This is a genomic window from Bradyrhizobium sp. AUGA SZCCT0176, assembly GCF_018130145.1.
Taxonomy (GTDB): Bacteria; Pseudomonadota; Alphaproteobacteria; order Rhizobiales; family Xanthobacteraceae; genus Bradyrhizobium.
The window spans coordinates 96,682-116,229 of sequence record NZ_JAFCMB010000002.1 but is presented as its reverse complement, the minus strand read 5'-3'; the positions used below and the strand labels follow the sequence as shown (position 1 = coordinate 116,229).

At 62.3% G+C, this 19,548-nt stretch carries 22 protein-coding genes; 15 read left to right on the top strand and 7 right to left on the bottom strand.

Going from position 1 to position 19,548, the window contains the following annotated elements; translation table 11 throughout:
• Positions 1-91 precede the first annotated feature (91 nt).
• From JQ600_RS05560 to JQ600_RS05540, 5 genes are all read left to right on the top strand, one after another.
• Positions 92-1,276 carry an aminotransferase class V-fold PLP-dependent enzyme gene (locus JQ600_RS05560; RefSeq protein WP_212388669.1) on the top strand — a complete coding sequence of 395 codons (1,185 nt, stop codon included), beginning with the start codon at positions 92-94 and terminating at the stop codon, positions 1,274-1,276.
• 140 nt (positions 1,277-1,416) lie between these two features.
• On the top strand, positions 1,417-1,767 hold the full coding sequence (locus tag JQ600_RS05555; RefSeq protein ID WP_192739734.1) for a Lin0512 family protein: 351 nt from the start codon (positions 1,417-1,419) through the stop codon (positions 1,765-1,767).
• A 69-nt stretch (positions 1,768-1,836) separates the two neighbouring features.
• Positions 1,837-3,171 carry an amidohydrolase gene (locus tag JQ600_RS05550; protein ID WP_212388667.1) on the top strand — a complete coding sequence of 445 codons (1,335 nt, stop codon included), beginning with the start codon at positions 1,837-1,839 and terminating at the stop codon, positions 3,169-3,171.
• A 6-nt stretch (positions 3,172-3,177) separates the two neighbouring features.
• Positions 3,178-4,893, top strand: coding sequence for a dihydroxy-acid dehydratase (locus JQ600_RS05545; RefSeq protein WP_212264852.1), 1,716 nt, complete (start codon positions 3,178-3,180; stop codon positions 4,891-4,893).
• Between the two features lie 22 nt (positions 4,894-4,915).
• Positions 4,916-5,596 carry a GNAT family N-acetyltransferase gene (locus tag JQ600_RS05540; RefSeq protein ID WP_212388665.1) on the top strand — a complete coding sequence of 227 codons (681 nt, stop codon included), beginning with the start codon at positions 4,916-4,918 and terminating at the stop codon, positions 5,594-5,596.
• A gap of 8 nt (positions 5,597-5,604) precedes the next feature.
• Here the strand turns inward: JQ600_RS05540 and JQ600_RS05535 are convergent, their stop codons facing one another.
• Together JQ600_RS05535 and JQ600_RS05530 are read right to left on the bottom strand one after the other, a co-directional pair.
• Positions 5,605-6,237, bottom strand: coding sequence for an HAD hydrolase-like protein (locus JQ600_RS05535; RefSeq protein WP_212388663.1), 633 nt, complete (start codon positions 6,235-6,237; stop codon positions 5,605-5,607).
• A gap of 18 nt (positions 6,238-6,255) precedes the next feature.
• Positions 6,256-7,092 carry an SDR family oxidoreductase gene (locus tag JQ600_RS05530; protein ID WP_249135717.1) on the bottom strand — a complete coding sequence of 279 codons (837 nt, stop codon included), beginning with the start codon at positions 7,090-7,092 and terminating at the stop codon, positions 6,256-6,258.
• 113 nt (positions 7,093-7,205) lie between these two features.
• Here JQ600_RS05530 and JQ600_RS05525 point away from each other — a divergent pair, with 113 nt between their 5' ends.
• Complete coding sequence (locus JQ600_RS05525; RefSeq protein ID WP_212388661.1) at positions 7,206-7,910, top strand: glutathione S-transferase family protein; 705 nt, start codon at positions 7,206-7,208, stop codon at positions 7,908-7,910.
• Here JQ600_RS05525 and JQ600_RS05520 read toward each other — a convergent pair.
• Complete coding sequence (locus tag JQ600_RS05520; RefSeq protein ID WP_212388659.1) at positions 7,907-8,464, bottom strand: disulfide bond formation protein B; 558 nt, start codon at positions 8,462-8,464, stop codon at positions 7,907-7,909. The two genes, JQ600_RS05525 and JQ600_RS05520, sit on opposite strands and share 4 nt — an antisense overlap.
• 7 nt (positions 8,465-8,471) lie before the next feature.
• Positions 8,472-8,630, bottom strand: a complete 159-nt coding sequence (locus tag JQ600_RS05515; protein ID WP_212207941.1) for a DUF5993 family protein — start codon at positions 8,628-8,630, stop codon at positions 8,472-8,474.
• Positions 8,631-8,743: 113 nt separating this feature from the next.
• On the opposite strand from JQ600_RS05515, the gene JQ600_RS05510 reads away from it, so the two are divergent.
• Positions 8,744-9,112, top strand: a complete 369-nt coding sequence (locus JQ600_RS05510; protein WP_212388657.1) for an ArsC family reductase — start codon at positions 8,744-8,746, stop codon at positions 9,110-9,112.
• A gap of 13 nt (positions 9,113-9,125) precedes the next feature.
• Here the strand turns inward: JQ600_RS05510 and JQ600_RS05505 are convergent, their stop codons facing one another.
• Both JQ600_RS05505 and JQ600_RS05500 read right to left on the bottom strand, forming a co-directional pair.
• Positions 9,126-9,749, bottom strand: coding sequence for a hypothetical protein (locus JQ600_RS05505; protein WP_212388654.1), 624 nt, complete (start codon positions 9,747-9,749; stop codon positions 9,126-9,128).
• A gap of 4 nt (positions 9,750-9,753) precedes the next feature.
• Positions 9,754-10,356, bottom strand: a complete 603-nt coding sequence (locus tag JQ600_RS05500; protein ID WP_212388652.1) for a PAS domain-containing protein — start codon at positions 10,354-10,356, stop codon at positions 9,754-9,756.
• A gap of 371 nt (positions 10,357-10,727) precedes the next feature.
• Between JQ600_RS05500 and JQ600_RS05495 the strand changes: the two genes are divergently transcribed.
• From JQ600_RS05495 to JQ600_RS05465, 7 genes are all read left to right on the top strand, one after another.
• Positions 10,728-11,483 (top strand): ABC transporter ATP-binding protein, encoded by a 756-nt coding sequence (locus JQ600_RS05495; RefSeq protein ID WP_192739607.1) that lies wholly within the window; start codon positions 10,728-10,730, stop codon positions 11,481-11,483.
• Positions 11,476-12,219: an ABC transporter ATP-binding protein gene (locus JQ600_RS05490; protein WP_212264842.1), complete on the top strand. Its 744-nt coding sequence runs from the start codon at positions 11,476-11,478 to the stop codon at positions 12,217-12,219. The genes JQ600_RS05495 and JQ600_RS05490 overlap by 8 nt, the downstream gene beginning before the upstream one ends.
• Positions 12,220-12,256: 37 nt before the next feature.
• Entirely contained in the window at positions 12,257-13,474 is a 1,218-nt protein-coding gene (locus JQ600_RS05485; protein ID WP_212388650.1) for an ABC transporter substrate-binding protein, read from the top strand.
• Positions 13,475-13,582: 108 nt separating this feature from the next.
• The gene (locus JQ600_RS05480) at positions 13,583-14,446 is read left to right on the top strand and encodes a branched-chain amino acid ABC transporter permease (RefSeq protein ID WP_192739604.1); all 864 of its coding nucleotides are present in this window, start codon (positions 13,583-13,585) and stop codon (positions 14,444-14,446) included.
• Between the two features lies 1 nt (position 14,447).
• Positions 14,448-15,416: a branched-chain amino acid ABC transporter permease gene (locus tag JQ600_RS05475; RefSeq protein WP_212264839.1), complete on the top strand. Its 969-nt coding sequence runs from the start codon at positions 14,448-14,450 to the stop codon at positions 15,414-15,416.
• Positions 15,417-15,567: 151 nt separating this feature from the next.
• The gene (locus JQ600_RS05470) at positions 15,568-16,212 is read left to right on the top strand and encodes a DUF47 domain-containing protein (RefSeq protein WP_212264838.1); all 645 of its coding nucleotides are present in this window, start codon (positions 15,568-15,570) and stop codon (positions 16,210-16,212) included.
• A gap of 14 nt (positions 16,213-16,226) precedes the next feature.
• Positions 16,227-17,231: an inorganic phosphate transporter gene (locus tag JQ600_RS05465; protein ID WP_212264837.1), complete on the top strand. Its 1,005-nt coding sequence runs from the start codon at positions 16,227-16,229 to the stop codon at positions 17,229-17,231.
• Here JQ600_RS05465 and sugE read toward each other — a convergent pair whose 3' ends face one another.
• Positions 17,232-17,546, bottom strand: coding sequence for a quaternary ammonium compound efflux SMR transporter SugE (sugE, locus tag JQ600_RS05460; RefSeq protein ID WP_212034055.1), 315 nt, complete (start codon positions 17,544-17,546; stop codon positions 17,232-17,234).
• Between the two features lie 151 nt (positions 17,547-17,697).
• On the opposite strand from sugE, the gene JQ600_RS05455 reads away from it, so the two are divergent.
• Complete coding sequence (locus JQ600_RS05455) at positions 17,698-19,317, top strand: peptide chain release factor 3 (protein ID WP_212264836.1); 1,620 nt, start codon at positions 17,698-17,700, stop codon at positions 19,315-19,317.
• Positions 19,318-19,548 lie beyond the last annotated feature (231 nt).

Here is a 19,548-nt window from a genome sequence, read left to right as displayed (position 1 = left end):
TCTGTTTCTTTTTTCGTAATGCCCAATCCACCCCTCCGGGGGCAGGGCTGGTCTGCTAGGCTTCCTCGGTTCGTCTGAATCCGGATTGCTCATGTCCATTGATCTTGAACGCCTTCGCGCTGAGACGCCCGGTGTCGTCAGCCGTGTCCACCTCAACAATGCCGGCGCCGGCCTGATGCCCTTGCCGGTGCTGCAGGTGATGACAGACTACCTCAGGCGAGAGGCCGAGATCGGAGGCTACGAGACGGCCGCCGAGGCTGCAGCACGCCTTGACGGCGTTTACGACAGTGTTGCCGGTCTGATCGGCGCCGCCAGGGATGAAATTGCGCTGACCGAAAATGCCACTGTGGCGTGGCAAATGGCCTTTTACGCCCTGCCACTGCGCGCGGGCGATCGCATCCTGACCGCGCGCGCCGAATATGCGGCAAACTACGTTGCGTTTCTGCAGGTCGCCAAGCGCACGGGGGCGGTGATCGAGATCATCCCTGATGACGCAAATGGCGTGCTGGATGCGGAAGCGCTGGAGCGGATGCTTGACGATCGCGTGCGTCTGATCGCGATCACCTGGGTGCCCACCAATGGCGGCCTGGTGAATCCTGCGGCCGCCGTCGGCCGCATCGCAAGGGCGCACGGGATTCCCTATCTGCTCGACGCGTGTCAGTCCGTCGGACAGATGCCAGTCAACGTCGCGGCGCTTGGCTGCGACATGCTTTCAGCGACGGGACGCAAGTTCTTGCGCGGTCCGCGCGGGACCGGATTCCTTTATGTGCGTCGCGAGCTGCTGGGCAAGCTCGAGCCACCGATGATCGACCATTTCGGCGCGCCGTGGGTGGCGCCCGATCGCTACCAGCTGCGGGCCGACGCCCGTCGTTTCGAGACCTGGGAGAACAACTACGCCGCAAGATTAGGGCTCGGTGTCGCGGTGGACTACGCGCGGGCGATCGGAATCGAGCCGATTGCCGCGCGTTGTCGGACCCTGGCCGGCCGGCTGCGCAATGGGCTTGGCCAGATTCCGGATGTAACGATCCATGACCTCGGACCGCATCCGGCGGCGATCGTGACATTCTCCGTCCCTGGCTTTGGGGCCGATGCGGTGAAGACGCATCTGGCCGGCGCGGGGATCAATGTCAGCACGTCGGACCCTGCGAGCACGCTGCTCGACGCGAAGCGGCGCGCATTACCTTCGATCGTGCGCGCCTCGCCTCACTATTATAATACGGAGGACGAAATCGATCGTCTGACGACGGCTGTTCGGAAGCTCAGGGATCGCCAGTGATCAGTTTGCGCATCCCGCCGCGTCAAGAAGGAGCGGATTGCTTGGTCGCTTTCGGTCGGCCGCTTGCGTTCGGACCGCCATGGCGCGAAACTCTGCGCCAAGACTGATATCCCCCGCACTCCAACGAAAGCAAAAACCTGATGGCACGCGTGCGCTGTATTACCGAAATGGGCATGGGCGTTGATGTTCATGGCCGCGACGCCACCAAGGCCGCGAAGCGCGCGGTCTCGGACGCGATCCGCCATTCCAGCCTCGGCTTCTTCCGGATGCTGGGCAAGACCGCCAACGATATGTACGTCGATGTCACCATCGCCGTGCCGAACCCCGAAGCGGTGGATACCGCGGCGGTCGCCAAGGAATTGCCATATGGCACCAAGACCGTGAAGGCGATCGCGGGCGGGCTCGAGATCCCGTCCGATCTGGGCAACGATCCTATCCTGATCGCCAACGCTGCCGTGATCGTGAGCTTTGACGACGGTAAAACCGGCTAGACACCCAACAAGCCGTCGTCCAAGCTGCCGATAAGAACAACACCGGGGAAACAAGGGAGCGTCACCGCCATGAAGCACTCTGTCAAATCCTTGCTCGTGTCCGCGGCGCTCTGCGCCCTCCCGCTCTGGCCCGCACATGCCGAGTTGGACGTTCCCGCGCTCAAGGCCGCAATCGAAAAATCGTTCGAGGCGGACTATCCAAAACTCGATGCGCTCTACAAGGACCTCCATGCCCATCCTGAGCTCGCCTTTCAGGAGGTAAAGACCGCGGCAAAACTCGCCGCCGAGATGCGCGCGCTTGGTTTTGAGGTCACCGAGAAGGTCGGCAGGACCGGGCTGGTTGCGATCTACAAGAACGGTGACGGCCCCACCATTCTGGTGCGCACCGAGCTCGATGCGCTGCCGATGGAGGAGAAGACCGGCCTCGACTATGCGAGCCGCGAAAAGACCACCTGGAACGGCCGGGAGACGTTCGTCGCGCATAGCTGCGGCCACGACATCCACATGGCGAACTGGGTCGGAACGGCCAAGACACTGGTAGGCCTGAAGGACCAGTGGAAGGGCACGCTGATGTTCATCGCGCAGCCGGCCGAGGAAATCGTGCAAGGCGCGAAGGCCATGCTGGATGACGGCCTGTTCACGCGTTTTCAGAAGCCCGATTTCGCCTTTGCCCTGCATGCCGGCGGCGTTCCCTACGGCAATGTCAACTATCGCGTCGGTGTCGGCTCATCCACTGTCGACGGCCTCTATATCAAGTTCCGTGGCCGCGGCGGTCACGGTGCGATGCCGCAGCTGACGATCGATCCCGTGATGATGGCGGCGCGCTTCATCGTCGATGTGCAGAGCGTGATCAGCCGCGAAAAGGATCCGACCGAATTCGCAATTGTCACCATTGGGTCGATCCATAGCGGCACGGTCGGGAATATCATCCCGGATGAGGCAACGCTGCTGGGGACGATTCGTACCTTCAAGCCCGCGGTGCGCAACAAGTTAGTGGCGGGTATCGAACGGGTGGCGAAGGCCGCCGCTGCGATGTCGGATGCGCCGCCACCGGAGATCAATATCGCGGAGGGCACCAAGGCCGTGATCAACGATCCTGGCGTGGTCGCGACCGCCGAGAAAGTGCTCAAGGCGGCGTTCGGCGAAAAATTGAGGCAGACGCCGGCGAACACGACAAGCGAGGATTTTTCCGAGTTCGCCGGAGCCGGGGTGCCGTCGATGATGTTCAATATCGGCGTCTACGAGCCTGAACGATGGATGGCGGCAAACAAGGCCGGTACGCCGCTGGCGGGCAATCATTCACCGCTGTTCGCGCCGGTGCCGAAGCCGACTATCCAGACCGGCATCACGGCGTTGACGCTCGCCGTGCTCAGCGCGTTCGATCAGCATGCAAGGGGCAAATAAACAATAATGGTTGAAGACAGCAGCACCTACTGGAAGAAAGCCCGCGTCGAATTGCGTGCCGCCGGCTTCGAACCGGACCGCGCCGCGAAGACCAGCGCCGTCGTGACGATTGCGAGCGCCTATACCAACGCGCATCGCTGCAACAATCGCGTGCGTACCATTACGGATTTGCTCGTCGAACTTCTCGCCGAACGAGGCGGGCAGGGGCTGATCGTGGGGGCGCCTGCGGTGTCGGACGCGCTGACGCAGGGCACGCCGACGGCGGGCTACAGCCTGGCATCGCGTGACGTCGTCGCCGATTGCTTCGAGATCGGCCACTACGCGCACCATGGCGACGCCATGATCGTGATCTCCGGCTGCGACAAAACAGGAGCTGCCGCCCTGATGCCGCTCGCGCGGACCAATGCCTTCGGTCTCGTGCTCTATCCTGGCACCAGTTCGCCGGGCCGGGTGTCGTTCGGGGCGTGGGCCGCCAAGGGCAACAATCTGACGGTGATGGATTACGCCGAGGCGCGCGCGGCCAACGATTCCGGTCGCATCTCGTCGGAAGAGTTCCTTGAAATTGAACGCAACGTGATGCCCGGCAGCGGGACCTGCGGTGCGATGTTCACCGCCAACACGATGAGCACGATAGCGGAAGCGATCGGCATGATGCTGCCGCGCGGCGCCTCGCATCCCGCCGACTACCATGCCGGCAGCGATATCCATGCCGACGTCCGCGCGCAGGCCCGTGCTTCGGTCGACGCGCTGTACCGGCTGATCGAGGCCGGCATCCGGCCGCGCGACATCATGACCGAGCGTGCCTTCGAGAACGCGATCACGACCGTCTACGCGATGGGCGGTTCGACCAACATGTATCTCCACCTGCTCGCGGTCGCGCGCGAGGCGCAGGTGCCGGTTGGGATCGAACGCATCCAGCAGGTCGGCGAGCGGGTGCCGCTGCTGGCCAATCTGCAGCCGCACGGACCGTTCGCGATGGGAAGCCTGCATGCGATCGGCGGCGTGCCTGTCGTGATGAAGGAACTGCTGCGCAACGGCCTGCTGCATGGCGACGTCATGACCGTGACCGGCAAGACGCTGGCGGAAAACCTCGCTGATGTGCCGACACTGGAGCAGATCGGCCCGCAGGAAATTGTTTCCCCGGTGTCCAATCCGGTCGCGCCACCGAACAACCATATCAGTGTCCTGAAGGGTAATCTCGCGCCCGAAAGCTGCCTGCTCAAGCTGTCGGGCAAGACGCTCGACAACGGACAATTTCGCGGCACGGCCCGCGTGTTCGAGTCCGAGGCTGCCACGATGGCTGCGATCCGCGCCGGCGAGATCGTGGCCGGCAATGTGATCGTGGTGCGCAATGTCGGTCCGGTCGGCGGGCCGGGCATGCCCGAAATGGTAATGCTGACGATCCAGTTGCAGGGGCAGGGCCTCGGTGAGGATGTCGCGCTCATCACCGACGGGCGCTTCTCCGGCGTCTCGCACGGCATCCTGATCGGCCATGTCTCGCCGGAAGCGGCGCGTGGTGGGCCGATCGCGGCGGTCCGCGACGGCGATATCATCGTGATCGATCCCGGCGCTCGCACCGTCACCCTCGACGTGTCGCCCGAGGAGATCGCCCGGCGCATGGCCGACTGGCGCGCGCCTGACGCGGCACGGGTGCGGCGCGGCTCGGTGCACGACAAATATATCCGGCTGGTGTCGTCGGCGCATTATGGCTGCGTGCTTTGAGCGGACTTGCGCCAGCAAAACCATGACCCATCCGCTCGATCAGCCCATCTGGAGCGCTCTAACGACCCGGCAGCAGGCGCTGGCGGAGGGCGGTGCCGTGGCGCGGCGCTTTCCGCTCACGATCGCGCCATTCGCTGACATGGTGGACATGTCACCCGAAAGCTTTGCAGCCCTTGGCGCGTTGATGTCCGGAACCGAGATCGCTGTGCTGTTTACGTCAGAAGCGGTCAGCGTGCCGGATGACTTCAAAACCCTGCTTGCCGAGACCGGAGAGCAGATGGTCGGCACACCAGCGCAAAGTTCGCTTCCCGGCGTGGACATCGTCACGCTCGGCGCCGCCGATGTGCCCGAGATGATCGCGCTGGTCGAGCTGACAAAACCCGGTCCCTTCAGTACGCGAACCCATGAACTGGGAACGTTTCTCGGCATCCGGGTCGATGGCCAGCTCGTCGCGATGACCGGCGAGCGCATGAAGCCCGGCAATTACACCGAGATGACCGCCGTCTGCGTACATCCCTCGTATCGCGGCCGCGGCTACGCGCAGGCGTTGCTCGGTGCAGTGGCCAGTCAGATTGTGGCACGGGGAGAAATTCCGTTTCTGCATGTGTTTACCAGCAATGAATCCGCCATCGCGCTGTATCGGCGGCAGGGAATGGAAATCCGCCGCCGCCTGCATGTGACGGTGCTGCAGAAAAAGGCGTGACGGTTCAATCAGGCGATCGTGAGCCCTTGTTTGATCTCTTCGAACGTTTGGAAGAAATGCGTCGGCCCGGCGGCCTGCAGCGCGGCGGGCAGGGCGTAGCCCCACGCCACCGCGCCTGAATCCATCCCGGCGGTCTTGGCGGCTTCGATATCGCGGAGTTCGTCGCCAATGCAGAGGACTTCGGAAGCACTTGTTCCGAGCTGCCGCGCAACGCGCTTGAATTTGTGATGCTTGCCGAAGAGCGAGGCGCCGCAGTCGAAGCGCTCGATCAGCGCCGCGGAAGGACCGAGGACCTGGCGTACCGATGCTTCGCTGTCGGAGCTGACGATCGCGGTGTGGATGCCGAGGCTCTGCAGGTCGGCCAGCAGTTGCGAGGCGCCGTTGAACAGCGATATCTGGTTTGCGGCCGCAAGCTTGCGCCTCCGTATGTCGCGCGAGATGGCTGGAAGCTTCCACATCGGCATGTTGAGGCGGGCGATGATTTCGCGGCCCGAGCGTCCGCGCAATCCCTCCAGTTCCTCGGCGCTGACGGGCGCGAGGTCGAACTTCGTGATCAGGTCGTGAAAAACGGTTCGAAACCAGGGAAGCGAGTCGGCGAGCGTGCCGTCGAAATCGAAAATGGCGAGGCGATAGCGGGGCATGCGGGATCGACTAGCACATCACCTGTCGCCGCCGAAATAGTCCGGCTTGCCGGTGGTCCAGGTCTCACCCCAGAGCTGACCGCCGCCGTCGACCGTCAGCGTTTCGCCGGTGACGAATTTGCCGGATGGGGCGGCGAGGTAGACGCTGGCTTCCGCGATGTCCCAGGGCGACCCCGCGCGCATCATCGGGTTCGAGCGCGGATAGGCGGCGCGGGCTTCCGGCGTGTAGACGTTCCAGCCCTCGGTTTCGATCGCGCCGGGCGCCACGCAATTGACGCGGATGTTCAGCGGCGCCCATTCGACGGCGACGGCGCGCGACAGCCCGATCACGCCGGCTCGCGCCGCGACCGAATGCGCGATGCCGTAGAGCCCGTGTGTCGTCACCACCACGATATTGACGATGCTGCCGGGATGCTTGCGGTCACGCCAGCGTTGCGCGGCGGCCTGCATCATGTACCAGGTGCCGTTTAGGTTGGTGTTGATGACCGTGTTCCAGCCCTTCACGGAAAAGTCGATCGCGGCTTGCGGAAACTGCCCGCCGGCGCTGTTGACGAGAATATCGAGCCTTCCATGGGCGTCCCAGACGGCGTCGAACAGGGCGTCGACTGCGTCGGGCTCCCTGATGTCGGCGGTGTGGGCCGATGCTTTCAGGCCGCGTCCGGCCATTTCGGCCACCAGCGCATCGAGCTTGCCCTGATCGCGCCCGACCACGGCGACATGCGCGCCGAGCCGCGCAAACAGCCAGGCGATCGCTCGCCCGATGCCGCCGGCGCCGCCCGACACCAGCACGACCTGACTTTTGAGAGCATCCGCCGCGAACACAGTCGGATGAACCGCGAGCTCCGCGTCTGTCATGCCCAGCTTCGGCGGCGACGGATGATCAGTCATTGGTGGCGCCAACCCTTGTTAAGCGCGGCAAGGTTCGTACATTACCCGCCTGACAACAACCAAGCAAAGAACGAGTGTCAATGTCCGACCTTTCCGGCTTTCCCATCACAAAACGCTGGCCCGCCAAACATCCCGAAAAACTTCAGCTTTATTCGCTCCCGACGCCGAATGGCGTCAAGATCTCGATCATGCTGGAAGAGATCGGGCTGCCTTACGAAGTGCATCTGGTCGACTTCAACAAGGACGACCAGAAGACGCCGGAATTCCTGTCGCTGAATCCGAACGGCAAGATACCCGCGATTCTCGATCCCGATGGACCCGGCGGCAAGCCGCTTGGTCTGTTCGAGTCCGGCGCGATCCTGCAATACCTCGCCGAGAAGACCGGCAAGCTGCTGCCGGCGGACGCCGCGCGCCGCTGGCAGACCATTCAATGGGTGCACTTCCAGATGGGCGGGATCGGACCGATGTTCGGCCAGGTCGGCTTCTTCCATAAATTCGCTGGCAAGGAATTTGCCGATAAGCGGCCGCTCGAGCGCTATGTCGCCGAGTCCAAGCGCCTGCTCGGGGTGCTGGAGATGCACCTCAATGACCGGCAGTGGGTGATGGACGATGAATATACCATTGCCGATATTTCGATGCTCGGCTGGGTGCGCAACCTGATCGGTTTCTATGGTGCGCGTGAACTCGTCGCGTTCGATAGTTTTAGACACGTGCCGGCATGGCTGGAGCGCGGCCTCGCGCGGCCTGCCGTGGAGCGCGGCCTGAATATTCCGAAGCGGCCTTAGGAGAAGCGCTTGAGCAGTTCGTAGACGGTCGGATTGTCGGCGCAGGCGCCGAAACCGCATTCAAGGAGGGTCGAAACCACATTGAGACCTGTCAGCCCGATCACGAGCCAGACGGCGGCCTGCGCAAACAGGCCGCCGGTCGGCGGCAATGCAGCGCCATCATCTTCGAACTGACGGTCGAACAGCAGCGCCGCCGCGAGCAGAACGATGGCAGCGATGAAGCCGATCAGGGCCCAGGTGTAATAGTGATAGCCGAGCAAGGCCGAACCATAGCCCGGATCTCCCGGCATGATGTGCAGCAGCACCTGCCGCGTCGAGGCGACCGCGCCGGCAACCGCTGCCAATAGCGACAACGCATAATGGCTGGGACGCGGGCCGAAACGGATGTTCAGGATCGGGCCGATGGCCAGCATCGCAAACAGGATGCGCTGCAGCAGGCAGAGCGGGCAGGGCAGTTCGTGCAGCAGGAGCTGCGCCGCGAACGCCGCCGCCAACACCAGCGCGACGGCGTAGAGGCTGAGCGCATTCAGGGTGATGGCGCGGGTCTGGGTCATGCGCGGCTCAGAACGACAGTTTCAACGTATCGGTTGCGTGATGCAGATAGGTTGCGACGCAGGCGATCATGGCGGCGGCGTAAAGGCCGAGCGCAAGGGCCCGAGAACCGCGCCAGGCAACCAGCATCACGATGCTTGCTGCCAGAAACAAAAGGGTGAATTCCATGCGGGGCCTCACCTGCGGGTGACACGTCAGTCTATGATGGATTCGCTGATCTGCATTGTATAAAAACCTGCGGACGCTCCGCCAACATGGCGCCAAATCTGGAATGCATTGAAATGCCCATCACCATCTACGGCATCAAGAACTGCGACACCATGAAGAAGGCCCGGGCCTGGCTCGACAGCCAAGGCGCCGCCTACGACTTCCACGACTACAAGACCGCGGGAATCGCCAAGGACAAGCTCAAGCAATGGTCCGATGAACTCGGCTGGGAAACCCTGCTCAACCGCGCCGGCACGACCTTCCGCAAACTGCCGGATAGCGACAAAGAAGGGCTGAACGAGCGCAAGGCGCTGGCGCTGATGCTGGCGCAGCCGTCGATGATCAAGCGGCCCGTGCTCGATCTCGGCGGCAAATTGCTGGTTGGCTTCAAGCCGGATATATACGCCAAGGAAGTGGTGTCGAAGGGCAAGCGCAAGGCTTAGTCGAGTTAGAGGCCTAGCCCAGTTCGATGACGTCGTCGGACAGCTGCCGGCTCGCGGTGCTCGGCACGAAATCACGATCGATGATGGCCCGGACCAGGATCACAGGAACGGCTCTGGGCCGGAGGCCCATCAGGTTGTTGATCTTGAAGCCGCCCTCGATGCTGATGCTCTTGTAGGAGCCCACGATCTGTTCGACCGCATCGCCCCGGCCGAACGGCATCAGCAGCCGCTCGTAGGACACGTCCTTGTTGTCGGCGTCCTGCACCGTTGAAATCGAATAGGCCGGCCGCCTGTGCTTCAGGCAAGCGCGATACAGGGCAATCACGCGGGCATACCGTTCAGGCCCGAGCGCGTCGTCAAGATAGCGATTGATGCGCTGAGCCGGGCTGAGATGGTCGCTGCCGTAAGTGGCGCTTAATCTGGCGCCTGCCTGGGTAATCAGGAAGCGCGCGCCGTCGCCGTCGCCTTCGACGTCAAATCCCATCATGTCGGGCAGTTCGTCGCCGACGCGGTTCGGATTGAAATCATCGACGAGGGGAAGAGGCCGGTGCCTGGTTGCGGCGCTCAGCCACGCATTCAGGAGCTCGCGCTGCTTGATCGACCTCACGACCGAAGGATCGGCACTTGCGAATTCCATTGCCCTAGCCGAATTCGAGCACGTCGCCGGACGGAATGCGGCCGGGCGCGCGATGGAAAAGATCGCGGTCGATGATGGTGCGAAGCTTGGGCACCGGCAGCTTGTCGCTTCCGCGCATCAGATTCCTGATCTCGAAACCGCCATCCTCGCTGATGGTCTTTAGCGATGCGATGATGCGGGTGACGTTGCCGTCGTCAGAGAACGGCAGCAGCAGCCGCTCATAGGCAACGATTCGCCCGTAGATGTCATCGATATTGGCGATGGTGTAGGCGGGCAGGCGGCGGGCGATGCATTCGTAATAGACCGGCATCACGATCGGTGCGAGCCTTGCGCCAAGATACTCGTCCAGATAGCGGCCCTTGCCGGTATTGCCATACGCGCTCGACATCCGCGTGCCGTCGCTCTGGATCACCAGGCGCGGCGGCTGAGCGCCGGTATCGACATCCAGAAAAACAAGGTCGGGAAGTTCATCCTCGATCCGCGCCGGTTGAAATTCGTTCATGCGCGGCACGGCCTGATCTCGGGCAAAAAGCCGCAGCCAGGTGTTCAGCAAATCGCGCTGCTTGATCGATTTGACGATTGATGGGTCGGCGCTTGCAAAATCCACGGCCGCGATCCCTGCCTGACTAAATCGCGAGATGATCTGCCCCGGGCGGTAATATTCTATGAAACGGCCCGATTGCAGCAAAACACCGTTAACGGCGGCTTTCCGGTGCACGGGTACGGCGGAAAAACGCTCCGGCCCCCTGCCATTCGCGCAGGCCGTGCAATTCGACTAAGGGCGGATTTGGAACCGGCACTAATGCTTTGGCCTAGCCAAGCTTTCCGCCTTGCCTAATCCGTGCCGTTGACGGCATATTCCGCCCGGAGGCGGCAGGTCCGGGACGGTTTCCAAGGCGTCCGGGAGAGCCTGCCCGACAAGGGAAAAATTGGCCGCGCGCGAGGGGACTTCGCAGCGGGCTGATGGGGGAAGTTTGTTTGGCCGATGAGATCATTCTCGAAACCCACGGATTGACCAAGGAATTCGCGGGTTTCTTCGCTGTTCGTGACGTTGCTCTCAAGGTGCGTCGCGGCAGTATTCATGCGTTGATCGGGCCGAACGGCGCCGGCAAGACGACATGCTTCAATCTCCTGACCAAGTTTCTGAAGCCCTCGGCGGGCCAGATTCTGTACAAGGGGCAGGACATCACTGCGATGGCGCCGGCCGATGTGGCCCGCCTCGGGCTGGTGCGCTCGTTCCAGATTTCGGCGGTGTTTCCGCACCTCACGGCGCTGGAGAATGTTCGGGTCGCGCTACAGCGCCAGCATGGTTCTTCATTCGATTTCTGGCGCTCCAAGAGCGTGCTCGATCGCTTCAACAATCGTGCCCATGAGCTGTTGAACGACGTCGGCCTGAGCGAATTCGCCACGACACCGGCGGTCGAGATGCCCTATGGGCGCAAGCGCGCGCTCGAAATCGCAACGACGCTGGCGCTCGATCCGGAGATGATGTTGCTCGACGAACCGATGGCCGGCATGGGCCACGAGGACATCGACAAGATCGCGGCGCTCATCAAGAGCATCTCGGCGAAACACACGATCCTGATGGTCGAGCATAATCTCTCCGTGGTGGCGAACCTTTCCGATATCATCACGGTACTGACGCGCGGTCAGGTGCTGGCGGAAGGCAACTATGCCGATCTGTCCAAGGACGAGCGCGTCAAGGAAGCCTATCTGGGGGCCGGTCATGGCTGAGGTAAAGATGGCGGAAGCCCCTGCAAAGACGACCGGCACGCCGGTTCTCTCGGTTCAGAACCTGGAGGCCTGGTACGGCGAATCCCACATCCTTCACGGCATCAACTTCAATGTGAATGCCGGCGAGGTGGTGACGCTGCTCGGACGCAACGGTGCCGGCAAGACCACCACGCTGAAATCGGTGATGGGGATCATCGGCAAGCGCACCGGTTCGATCCGCTTCAACGATCAGGACATTACCCGCGCCGCGTCCGACAAGATCGCGCGGATGGGCGTCGCTTTCTGCCCGGAGGAGCGCGGCATTTTCGCGAGCCTCGACGTGCGCGAAAACCTGCTGCTGCCGCCGATCGTGCGCCCCGGCGGCCTGTCGCTCGATCAGATCTTCGAGCTGTTTCCGAATCTGAAGGAGCGGCTCAACAGCCAGGGCACCAAGCTTTCGGGCGGTGAGCAGCAGATGCTCGCGATCGCCAGAATCCTGCGTACCGGTGCGCGGTTCCTGATGCTGGACGAGCCGACCGAAGGTCTGGCACCCGTTATCATCCAGCAGATCGGACACACCATCGCGCGGCTCAAGTCGGAAGGTTTCACCATCCTGCTGGTCGAGCAGAATTTCCGCTTCGCCGCGACGGTCGCGGATCGCTACTACATCGTCGAGCACGGCAAGGTCATCGACGGGTTCGCGAATTCGGAACTGCAGGCCAATATGGACAAGCTCCACACTTATCTTGGCGTCTGATCGGTATAGTTCGGCAAGCAAAATTCAGGGAGAAAATATGAAACAGAAAATTTCGGCACTTCTTTTCGGCACCGCGCTGACCCTCGCCGCGAGCGGCGCGCTGGCGCAGGACAAGAACATCAAGATCGGCGTCCTCACCGATAATTCCGGTCTTTATTCCGACCTCGGCGGCGCCGGCTCCACGCTCGCCGCCCAGATGGCGATCGAGGATTCCGGGCTTGCGGCCAAGGGTTGGAAGATCGATCTGGTCTCGGCCGACCACCAGAACAAGCCCGACATCGCCACGACCATCGCGCGCCAATGGATCGACGTCGAGAAGGTCGACATCTTCATGGACGTGCTGAACTCCGGCGTTGCGCTGGCGGTCAACAACCTGGTGAAGGAAAAGAACGCCATCATGATCAATACCGGCGCGGCGTCGTCGGACCTCACCAACGCCCAATGCTCGCCGAACACAATCCACTGGGTCTACGACACCTACATGCTGGCGAACAGCACCGGGCAGGCGCTGGTGAAGGCCGGCGGCGATACCTGGTACTTCCTGACCGCGGATTACGCCTTCGGCCACGCGCTGGAGCGCGACACCGCCGCGGTCGTGACTAAATCGGGCGGCAAGATTATCGGCACCGTCAGGCATCCGCTGAATTCGTCGGACTTCTCCTCGTTCCTGCTGCAGGCGCAGGCCTCCAAGGCCAAGATCGTCGGCATGGCCAATGCCGGCGGCGATACCACCAACACCATCAAGCAGGCGTCGGAATTCGGCATCGTCGCTGGCGGCCAGAAACTGGCCGGTCTCCTGCTGTTCATCACCGACGTTCACTCGCTCGGTCTGAAAGTAGCCCAAGGCCTGAGCTTCACCGAGACGTTCTACTGGGATCTCAACGACGACACCCGCGCGTTTTCCAAGCGCTTCTCCGAGCGCATGAAGAACAAGGCGATGCCGTCCATGGTGCAGGCCGGCGTCTATTCCGGTCTGATCCACTACTTCAAGACTGTCGACGCGATGGGCGGCAATCCGCATGACGGCATCAAGGTCGTCGAGAAAATGAAGGCGGCGCCGACCGACGACCCGCTGTTCGGCAAGGGCACGATCCGCGCCGACGGCCGCAAGCTTCATCCGGCCTACCTGTTTGAGGTCAAGAAGCCGGCCGAATCCAAGGGGCCGTGGGACTATTACAAGCTGATCGGGACCACCCCCGGCGACCAGGCTTTCCGGCCGCTTTCGGAAAGCGCCTGTCCGCTGGTAAAGAAGTAAGATGATCGCCCGCCGGCACCGTGCCGGCGGGCTTCACTTCGCGTCACTACGCGATACCTTCGCGTCACCGCGCGAAATAGCGTCACCACGAAATCGAGTGCGAAACCGATGCAAGCTCTCTACGCGCAGCTTTTGGTGGGATTGATCAACGGCTCGTTCTACGCGCTGCTCAGTCTCGGGCTGGCCGTCATCTTCGGCATGCTCAACATCATCAATTTCGCCCACGGCGCGCTCTATATGATGGGAGCGTTCTGCGCCTATTTCCTGCTCAACCTGGCGGGCATCGGATACTGGCCGGCGCTGATCATCGCGCCGATCGTGGTCGGCATCTTCGGCATGATCCTGGAACGGACCATGTTGCAATGGCTTTCAGGCCTCGACCATCTCTACGGGCTGCTGCTGACGTTCGGTATCGCGCTGATCGTGCAGGGCGTGTTCCAGAATTATTTCGGCTCCTCGGGCCTTCCTTATGCGATCCCTGATGAACTGAAGGGCGGCATGAACCTCGGCTTCATGTTCCTGCCGATTTACCGCGGCTGGGTGGTGGTCTTCTCGCTCATCGTTTGCCTCGCCACCTGGTACCTGATCGAAAAGACGCGGCTTGGTGCCAATCTGCGCGCCGCGACCGAAAACCCGACACTGGTGCGCGCGTTCGGCATCAACGTGCCCAGGATGATCACGCTGACCTATGGGCTCGGCGTGGGCCTCGCGGCGCTGGCCGGTGTCTTGTCCGCCCCGATCAACCAGGTCCGGCCGCTGATGGGCGCCGACCTGATCATCGTCGTGTTCGCGGTGGTGGTGATTGGCGGCATGGGCTCCATCATGGGATCGATCATCACCGGCTTTTCGCTCGGCGTGATCGAAGGACTAACCAAATACTTCTATCCCGAAGCTTCAAACACCGTGGTTTTCGTCCTGATGGTACTGGTGTTGCTGGTGAAGCCAACGGGTCTGACCGGACGGGCGGCCTGATATGAGCGCATTGACTGACGATACACTGCCGGCATCACCGCGCGCTGTGCGCGACGAGATGATCGTATTCGTCCTGATGGCGGCGCTGCTGGCGATCGTGCCGCTGACCGGGATCTATCCGTTCTTCGTGATGCAGGCGTTGTGCTTTGCGCTGCTGGCCTGCGCGTTCAACCTCCTGATCGGCTACGGCGGGCTGTTGTCGTTCGGCCACGCGATGTTTCTGGGCACGGCCGGTTACTTCACCGCGCATGCTCTGAAGGTCTGGGGGCTGTCGCCGGAGCTCGGAATTCTGGTCGGCACCCTGGGTGCCGCCGGGCTTGGCGTCATTACCGGCGTCGTCGCCATTCGCCGTCAGGGCATCTACTTCTCGATGATCACGCTGGCGCTGTCGCAGCTTCTGTATTTCATCTACCTGCAGACGCCGTTCACCCATGGTGAGGACGGCATCCAGGGCATCCCGCAGGGCTATCTGTTCGGCATCTTCAATCTCGCCAAGCCGACGGTGCTCTATTACGTCATCCTCGTCGGGTTCCTTGGCGGTTTCCTCTTGATCTATCGCACCATCAACTCGCCGTTCGGCGAGGTCTTGAAGGCGATCCGCGAAAACGAACCGCGCGCGATCTCGCTCGGTTACAAGACCGATCACTACAAATTGCTGGCCTTCATCCTTTCCGGAACGATCGCCGGTTTCGCAGGTTCGCTAAAGGTATTCGTGGCGCAGAACGCCTCGCTCACCGACGTGCACTGGACGATGTCGGGCGAAATCGTGCTGATGACGCTGGTCGGCGGTCTCGGAACCGTATTCGGTCCGGTGGTCGGCGCCTTCGTGATCATCGCCATGCAGCAATATCTGGCTGGTTTCGGCCAGTGGGTGACGGTGATCCAGGGCGTCATCTTCGTCGCCTGCGTGCTGACTTTCCGCCGCGGCGTGATTGGCGAGATCGCGCATTTCTTCCGCCGTTCGCTGTAAATTGCCCGTTCGGGTGCATTTTTACGGCCTACAAAGCGGTGGATGACCACTATTCCGGGGTCCGTCGTCGCGCGCTTTGCCTGTGAATGGTCTATGACAGTTTTGTGACAGGCTGCCTCGGGCAGCCGTTCCAGAACGATGGATAAGACCGATGTTGCGCTGGTTTCGCTATTTCCTGCCCAAGGAAGAGCGGTTTTTCGACCTCTTTGCCCGTCATTCCCAGACCGTCGTGCAGGGGGCGCTGGCCCTGCAGGACATGCTGCGCGGCGGCGACGAGACGCCGGTGTTCTGCCAGCGCGTCAATCAGTTCGAAAACGATGCCGACAATATCACCCGCGAGGTGCTGACTGCGGTCCGGCGCACCTTCATCACCCCGTTCGACCGCGGCGATATCAAAAACCTGATCACCTCGATGGACGATGCCATCGACCAGATGCAGCAGACCGCCAAGGCCGTCATTCTGTTCGAGGTCCGCGTATTCGAGCCGCCGATGCGCGAAATCGGAACGCTGATCGTCGAATGCGCCAATCTGGTCGGGCGCGCTTTGCCGTTGATGCAGGCGATCGGTGACAACGTCGCGATGCTGACCGCGATCACCGAGGAGATCGGCAAGCTTGAGGGTCGCATCGACGACCTCCACGATATCGGGCTGAAGGAACTGTTTCTCAAGCATCGCGACGCCAACACCATGGATTTCATCGTGGGCGCCGAGATCTACAAGCATCTTGAAAAGGTTTCAGACCGCTTCGACGACGTCGCCAATGAGATCAACAGCATCGTGATTGAACAGGTATAGGGCAGGGCCAACAAGTGGATGCTGCGCTTGGTCTTCCAATTCTGATCGCATTGATTGCGGTCGCGCTGCTGTTCGACTTCCTCAATGGATTGCACGACGCCGCCAATTCGATCGCCACGATCGTGTCGACCCGCGTATTGCGGCCGCAATATGCGGTGTTTTGGGCCGCCTTCTTCAACTTCATCGCCTTTCTGGTGTTCGGTCTTCACGTCGCCAACACCATCGGCACCGGCATCATCGAGCCCAGCATCGTCGATGCGACGGTGATCTTTGCCGCGCTTGTCGGCGCCATCGTCTGGAACCTGATCACCTGGGGGCTTGGCATTCCCTCGTCCAGTTCGCACGCGCTGATCGGCGGCTTGCTCGGCGGCGGGATCGCCAAGGCAGGCCTGTCCGCAGCGGTCTGGAGCGGGCTCTCCAAGACGCTGCTGGCAATCGTGCTGTCGCCGCTGGTCGGGTTCCTGCTGGCACTGGTGCTGGTCGCGATCGTGTCGTGGCTGTCGGTGCGATCGACCCCGTTCGCGGTCGACCGCGCCTTCCGCATCCTGCAGTTCGTCTCGGCCTCGCTGTATTCGCTCGGTCATGGCGGCAACGACGCGCAGAAGACCATGGGCATCATCGCGGTGCTGCTCTATTCGCAGGGCCATCTCGGCACTGAATTCTCGATCCCGTTCTGGGTGGTGATCTCGTGCCAGGCGGCGATGGGGCTCGGCACGCTGATGGGCGGCTGGCGGATCGTCCGTACCATGGGCCTGCGGATCACCAAACTGACGCCGATGCAGGGTTTTTGCGCGGAAACCGGCGGGGCCGCGACCCTGTTCATGGCGACCTGGCTCGGGGTTCCCGTTTCCACCACCCATACCATCACCGGCGCCATCGTTGGCGTCGGCGCGGCGCGCCGGGTCTCGGCGGTGCGCTGGAACGTGGCCAGTTCGATCGTCTATGCTTGGGTCATCACCATCCCGGCCTCGGGAATCGTGGCCGCAGCGACATATTGGGCGGTGGTGCTGCTGCGCTAATCAGGTGACCAGCTTCAGCCCGACAATGCCGGCTACGATCAGCCCGATGCTGGCCAGGCGGGCCGCGGTGGCGGGTTCGCCGAAGAGGGCGATGCCAAGGATAGCCGTGCCGACGGCGCCGATTCCGGTCCAGACGGCATAGGCCGTTCCGATCGGTAAGGTTTTCAGTGCCAGTCCGAGCAGGAGGATGCTTCCGGCCATGGCCGCCAGCGTCAGGGCCGACGGCACCAGCCGCGTAAAGCCTTCGGTGTATTTGAGACCGATGGCCCAGCCGATTTCCAGGAGACCCGCGGTGAACAACACAGCCCAGGCCATGACAAACCCTCCAGATAAGGCAGGGTCGTCCCCGCGGATGATGGTGATGGGAAGGTCGTCCTTCCCTGCTGGATATGGGGGTTGTATCCACGGTCGGCAATTGCCAAATCGCCCTTGATTGCGCCCGTTTTCCCTGCCAAACGCTCGATTCATGTCCGACATTGCCGTTTCAGCCGAATCGCCGTCCCGCTCGCCGCTTGCAGATGAAGTGGCGCGGCGGCGGACCTTTGCCATCATTTCCCACCCGGACGCCGGCAAGACCACGCTGACCGAAAAGCTGCTGCTGTTCGGCGGCGCCATCAACCTTGCCGGCCAGGTCAAGGCCAAGGGCGAACGCCGCAACACCCGATCCGACTGGATGAAGATCGAGCGCGAGCGCGGCATTTCGGTCGTGACCTCGGTGATGACCTTCGAGTTCGATGGCCTGGTCTTCAACCTCCTGGATACGCCGGGCCATGAAGACTTTTCGGAGGACACCTACCGCACGCTGACGGCGGTCGATTCCGCGGTCATGGTGATCGACGCCGCCAAGGGCATCGAGGCGCGCACCAGAAAGCTGTTCGAGGTATGCCGCCTGCGCGACATCCCGATCATCACCTTTATCAACAAGATGGACCGCGAGAGCCGCGACACGTTCGAGCTGCTCGACGAGATCGAGAAGACGCTGGCGCTCGACACCACGCCGATGACCTGGCCGGTCGGCCGCGGCCGTGACTTCCTCGGCACCTACGACATCGCCACCGGCGGCGTGCGCCTGCTCGAAGGCGGCGGCGCCAAGACCGGCGCCGCGCAGCAGATCGACATCGCCGATCTCGCCGGCCGGAGCGCCAATCTCGACGTCGCCGAGGTCAAGGACGAACTCGCGCTGGTCTCGGAAGCCTGCAAGCCGTTCGAACTCGAGGCGTTCCGCGAGGGCCATCTGACGCCGGTCTATTTCGGCAGCGCGCTGCGCAATTTCGGCGTCGGCGATTTGCTGGAAGGTCTGGGGCGCTTTGCGCCGCCGCCGCGCGCGCAGGAGAGCAACCTGCGCAAGGTCGAGGCATCAGAGCCGCGCATGAGCGCCTTCGTGTTCAAGATCCAGGCCAACATGGATCCGAACCACCGCGACCGCATCGCGTTCGCGCGGCTGTGCTCCGGCAAGCTCAGCCGCGGCATGAAGGCCAAGCTGGTGCGCACCGGCAAGAACATGTCGCTGTCCTCGCCGCAATTCTTCTTTGCCCAGGACCGCTCGGTGGCGGATGAAGCCTTTGCCGGCGATGTCGTCGGCATTCCCAACCACGGCACCTTGCGGATCGGCGACACGCTCACCGAAGGCGAAGATCTCACGTTCGTCGGCGTGCCGAGCTTTGCACCGGAAATCGTCCGCCGCGTGCGCCTGACCGACGCCATGAAGGCCAAGAAGCTGAAGGAAGCGCTGCAGCAGATGTCGGAGGAGGGCGTCGTGCAGGTGTTCCGCCCGCGCGACGGCGCGCCGGCGCTGGTCGGCGTGGTCGGTCCGCTGCAGCTCGACGTGCTCAAAGCGCGGCTCGATGCGGAATATTCGCTGCCGGTCGAATTCGAAGTCTCGGAATTCCAGCTGGCGCGCTGGATCTCGTCCGACGACCGCAAGAAGCTCGACGCGTTCATGTCGGCCAATGGTTCGGGTGTCGCCGATGACGTCGACGGTGACCCGGTGTTCCTCGCCAAGAACGAGTTCTATTTGGGCTATACCAAGGAACGCGCCGAGGGCATCGTGTTTTCTCACATCAAGGATGTGAAGAAGAAGGCGTGAGGGCGAGGGCTTTTAGACATCCGTAGCACCCCACTTCTGCCTTCTCGACTTAGCACAAATCCGATCAAGTTCGGACCTAAACGGCTCTTTCTCGAGGACCTGAAGCGCAAGCGGTTCGCCTTTGCTCCTAAGTTCGCAAGCCACATAGAACCAGCCGTTATGCCTTCCGCTGACGGCAATCTCCTTGGCCGTTTTGACCAAGCGGGCCTCATGATCTTTCTTCTTCACGCC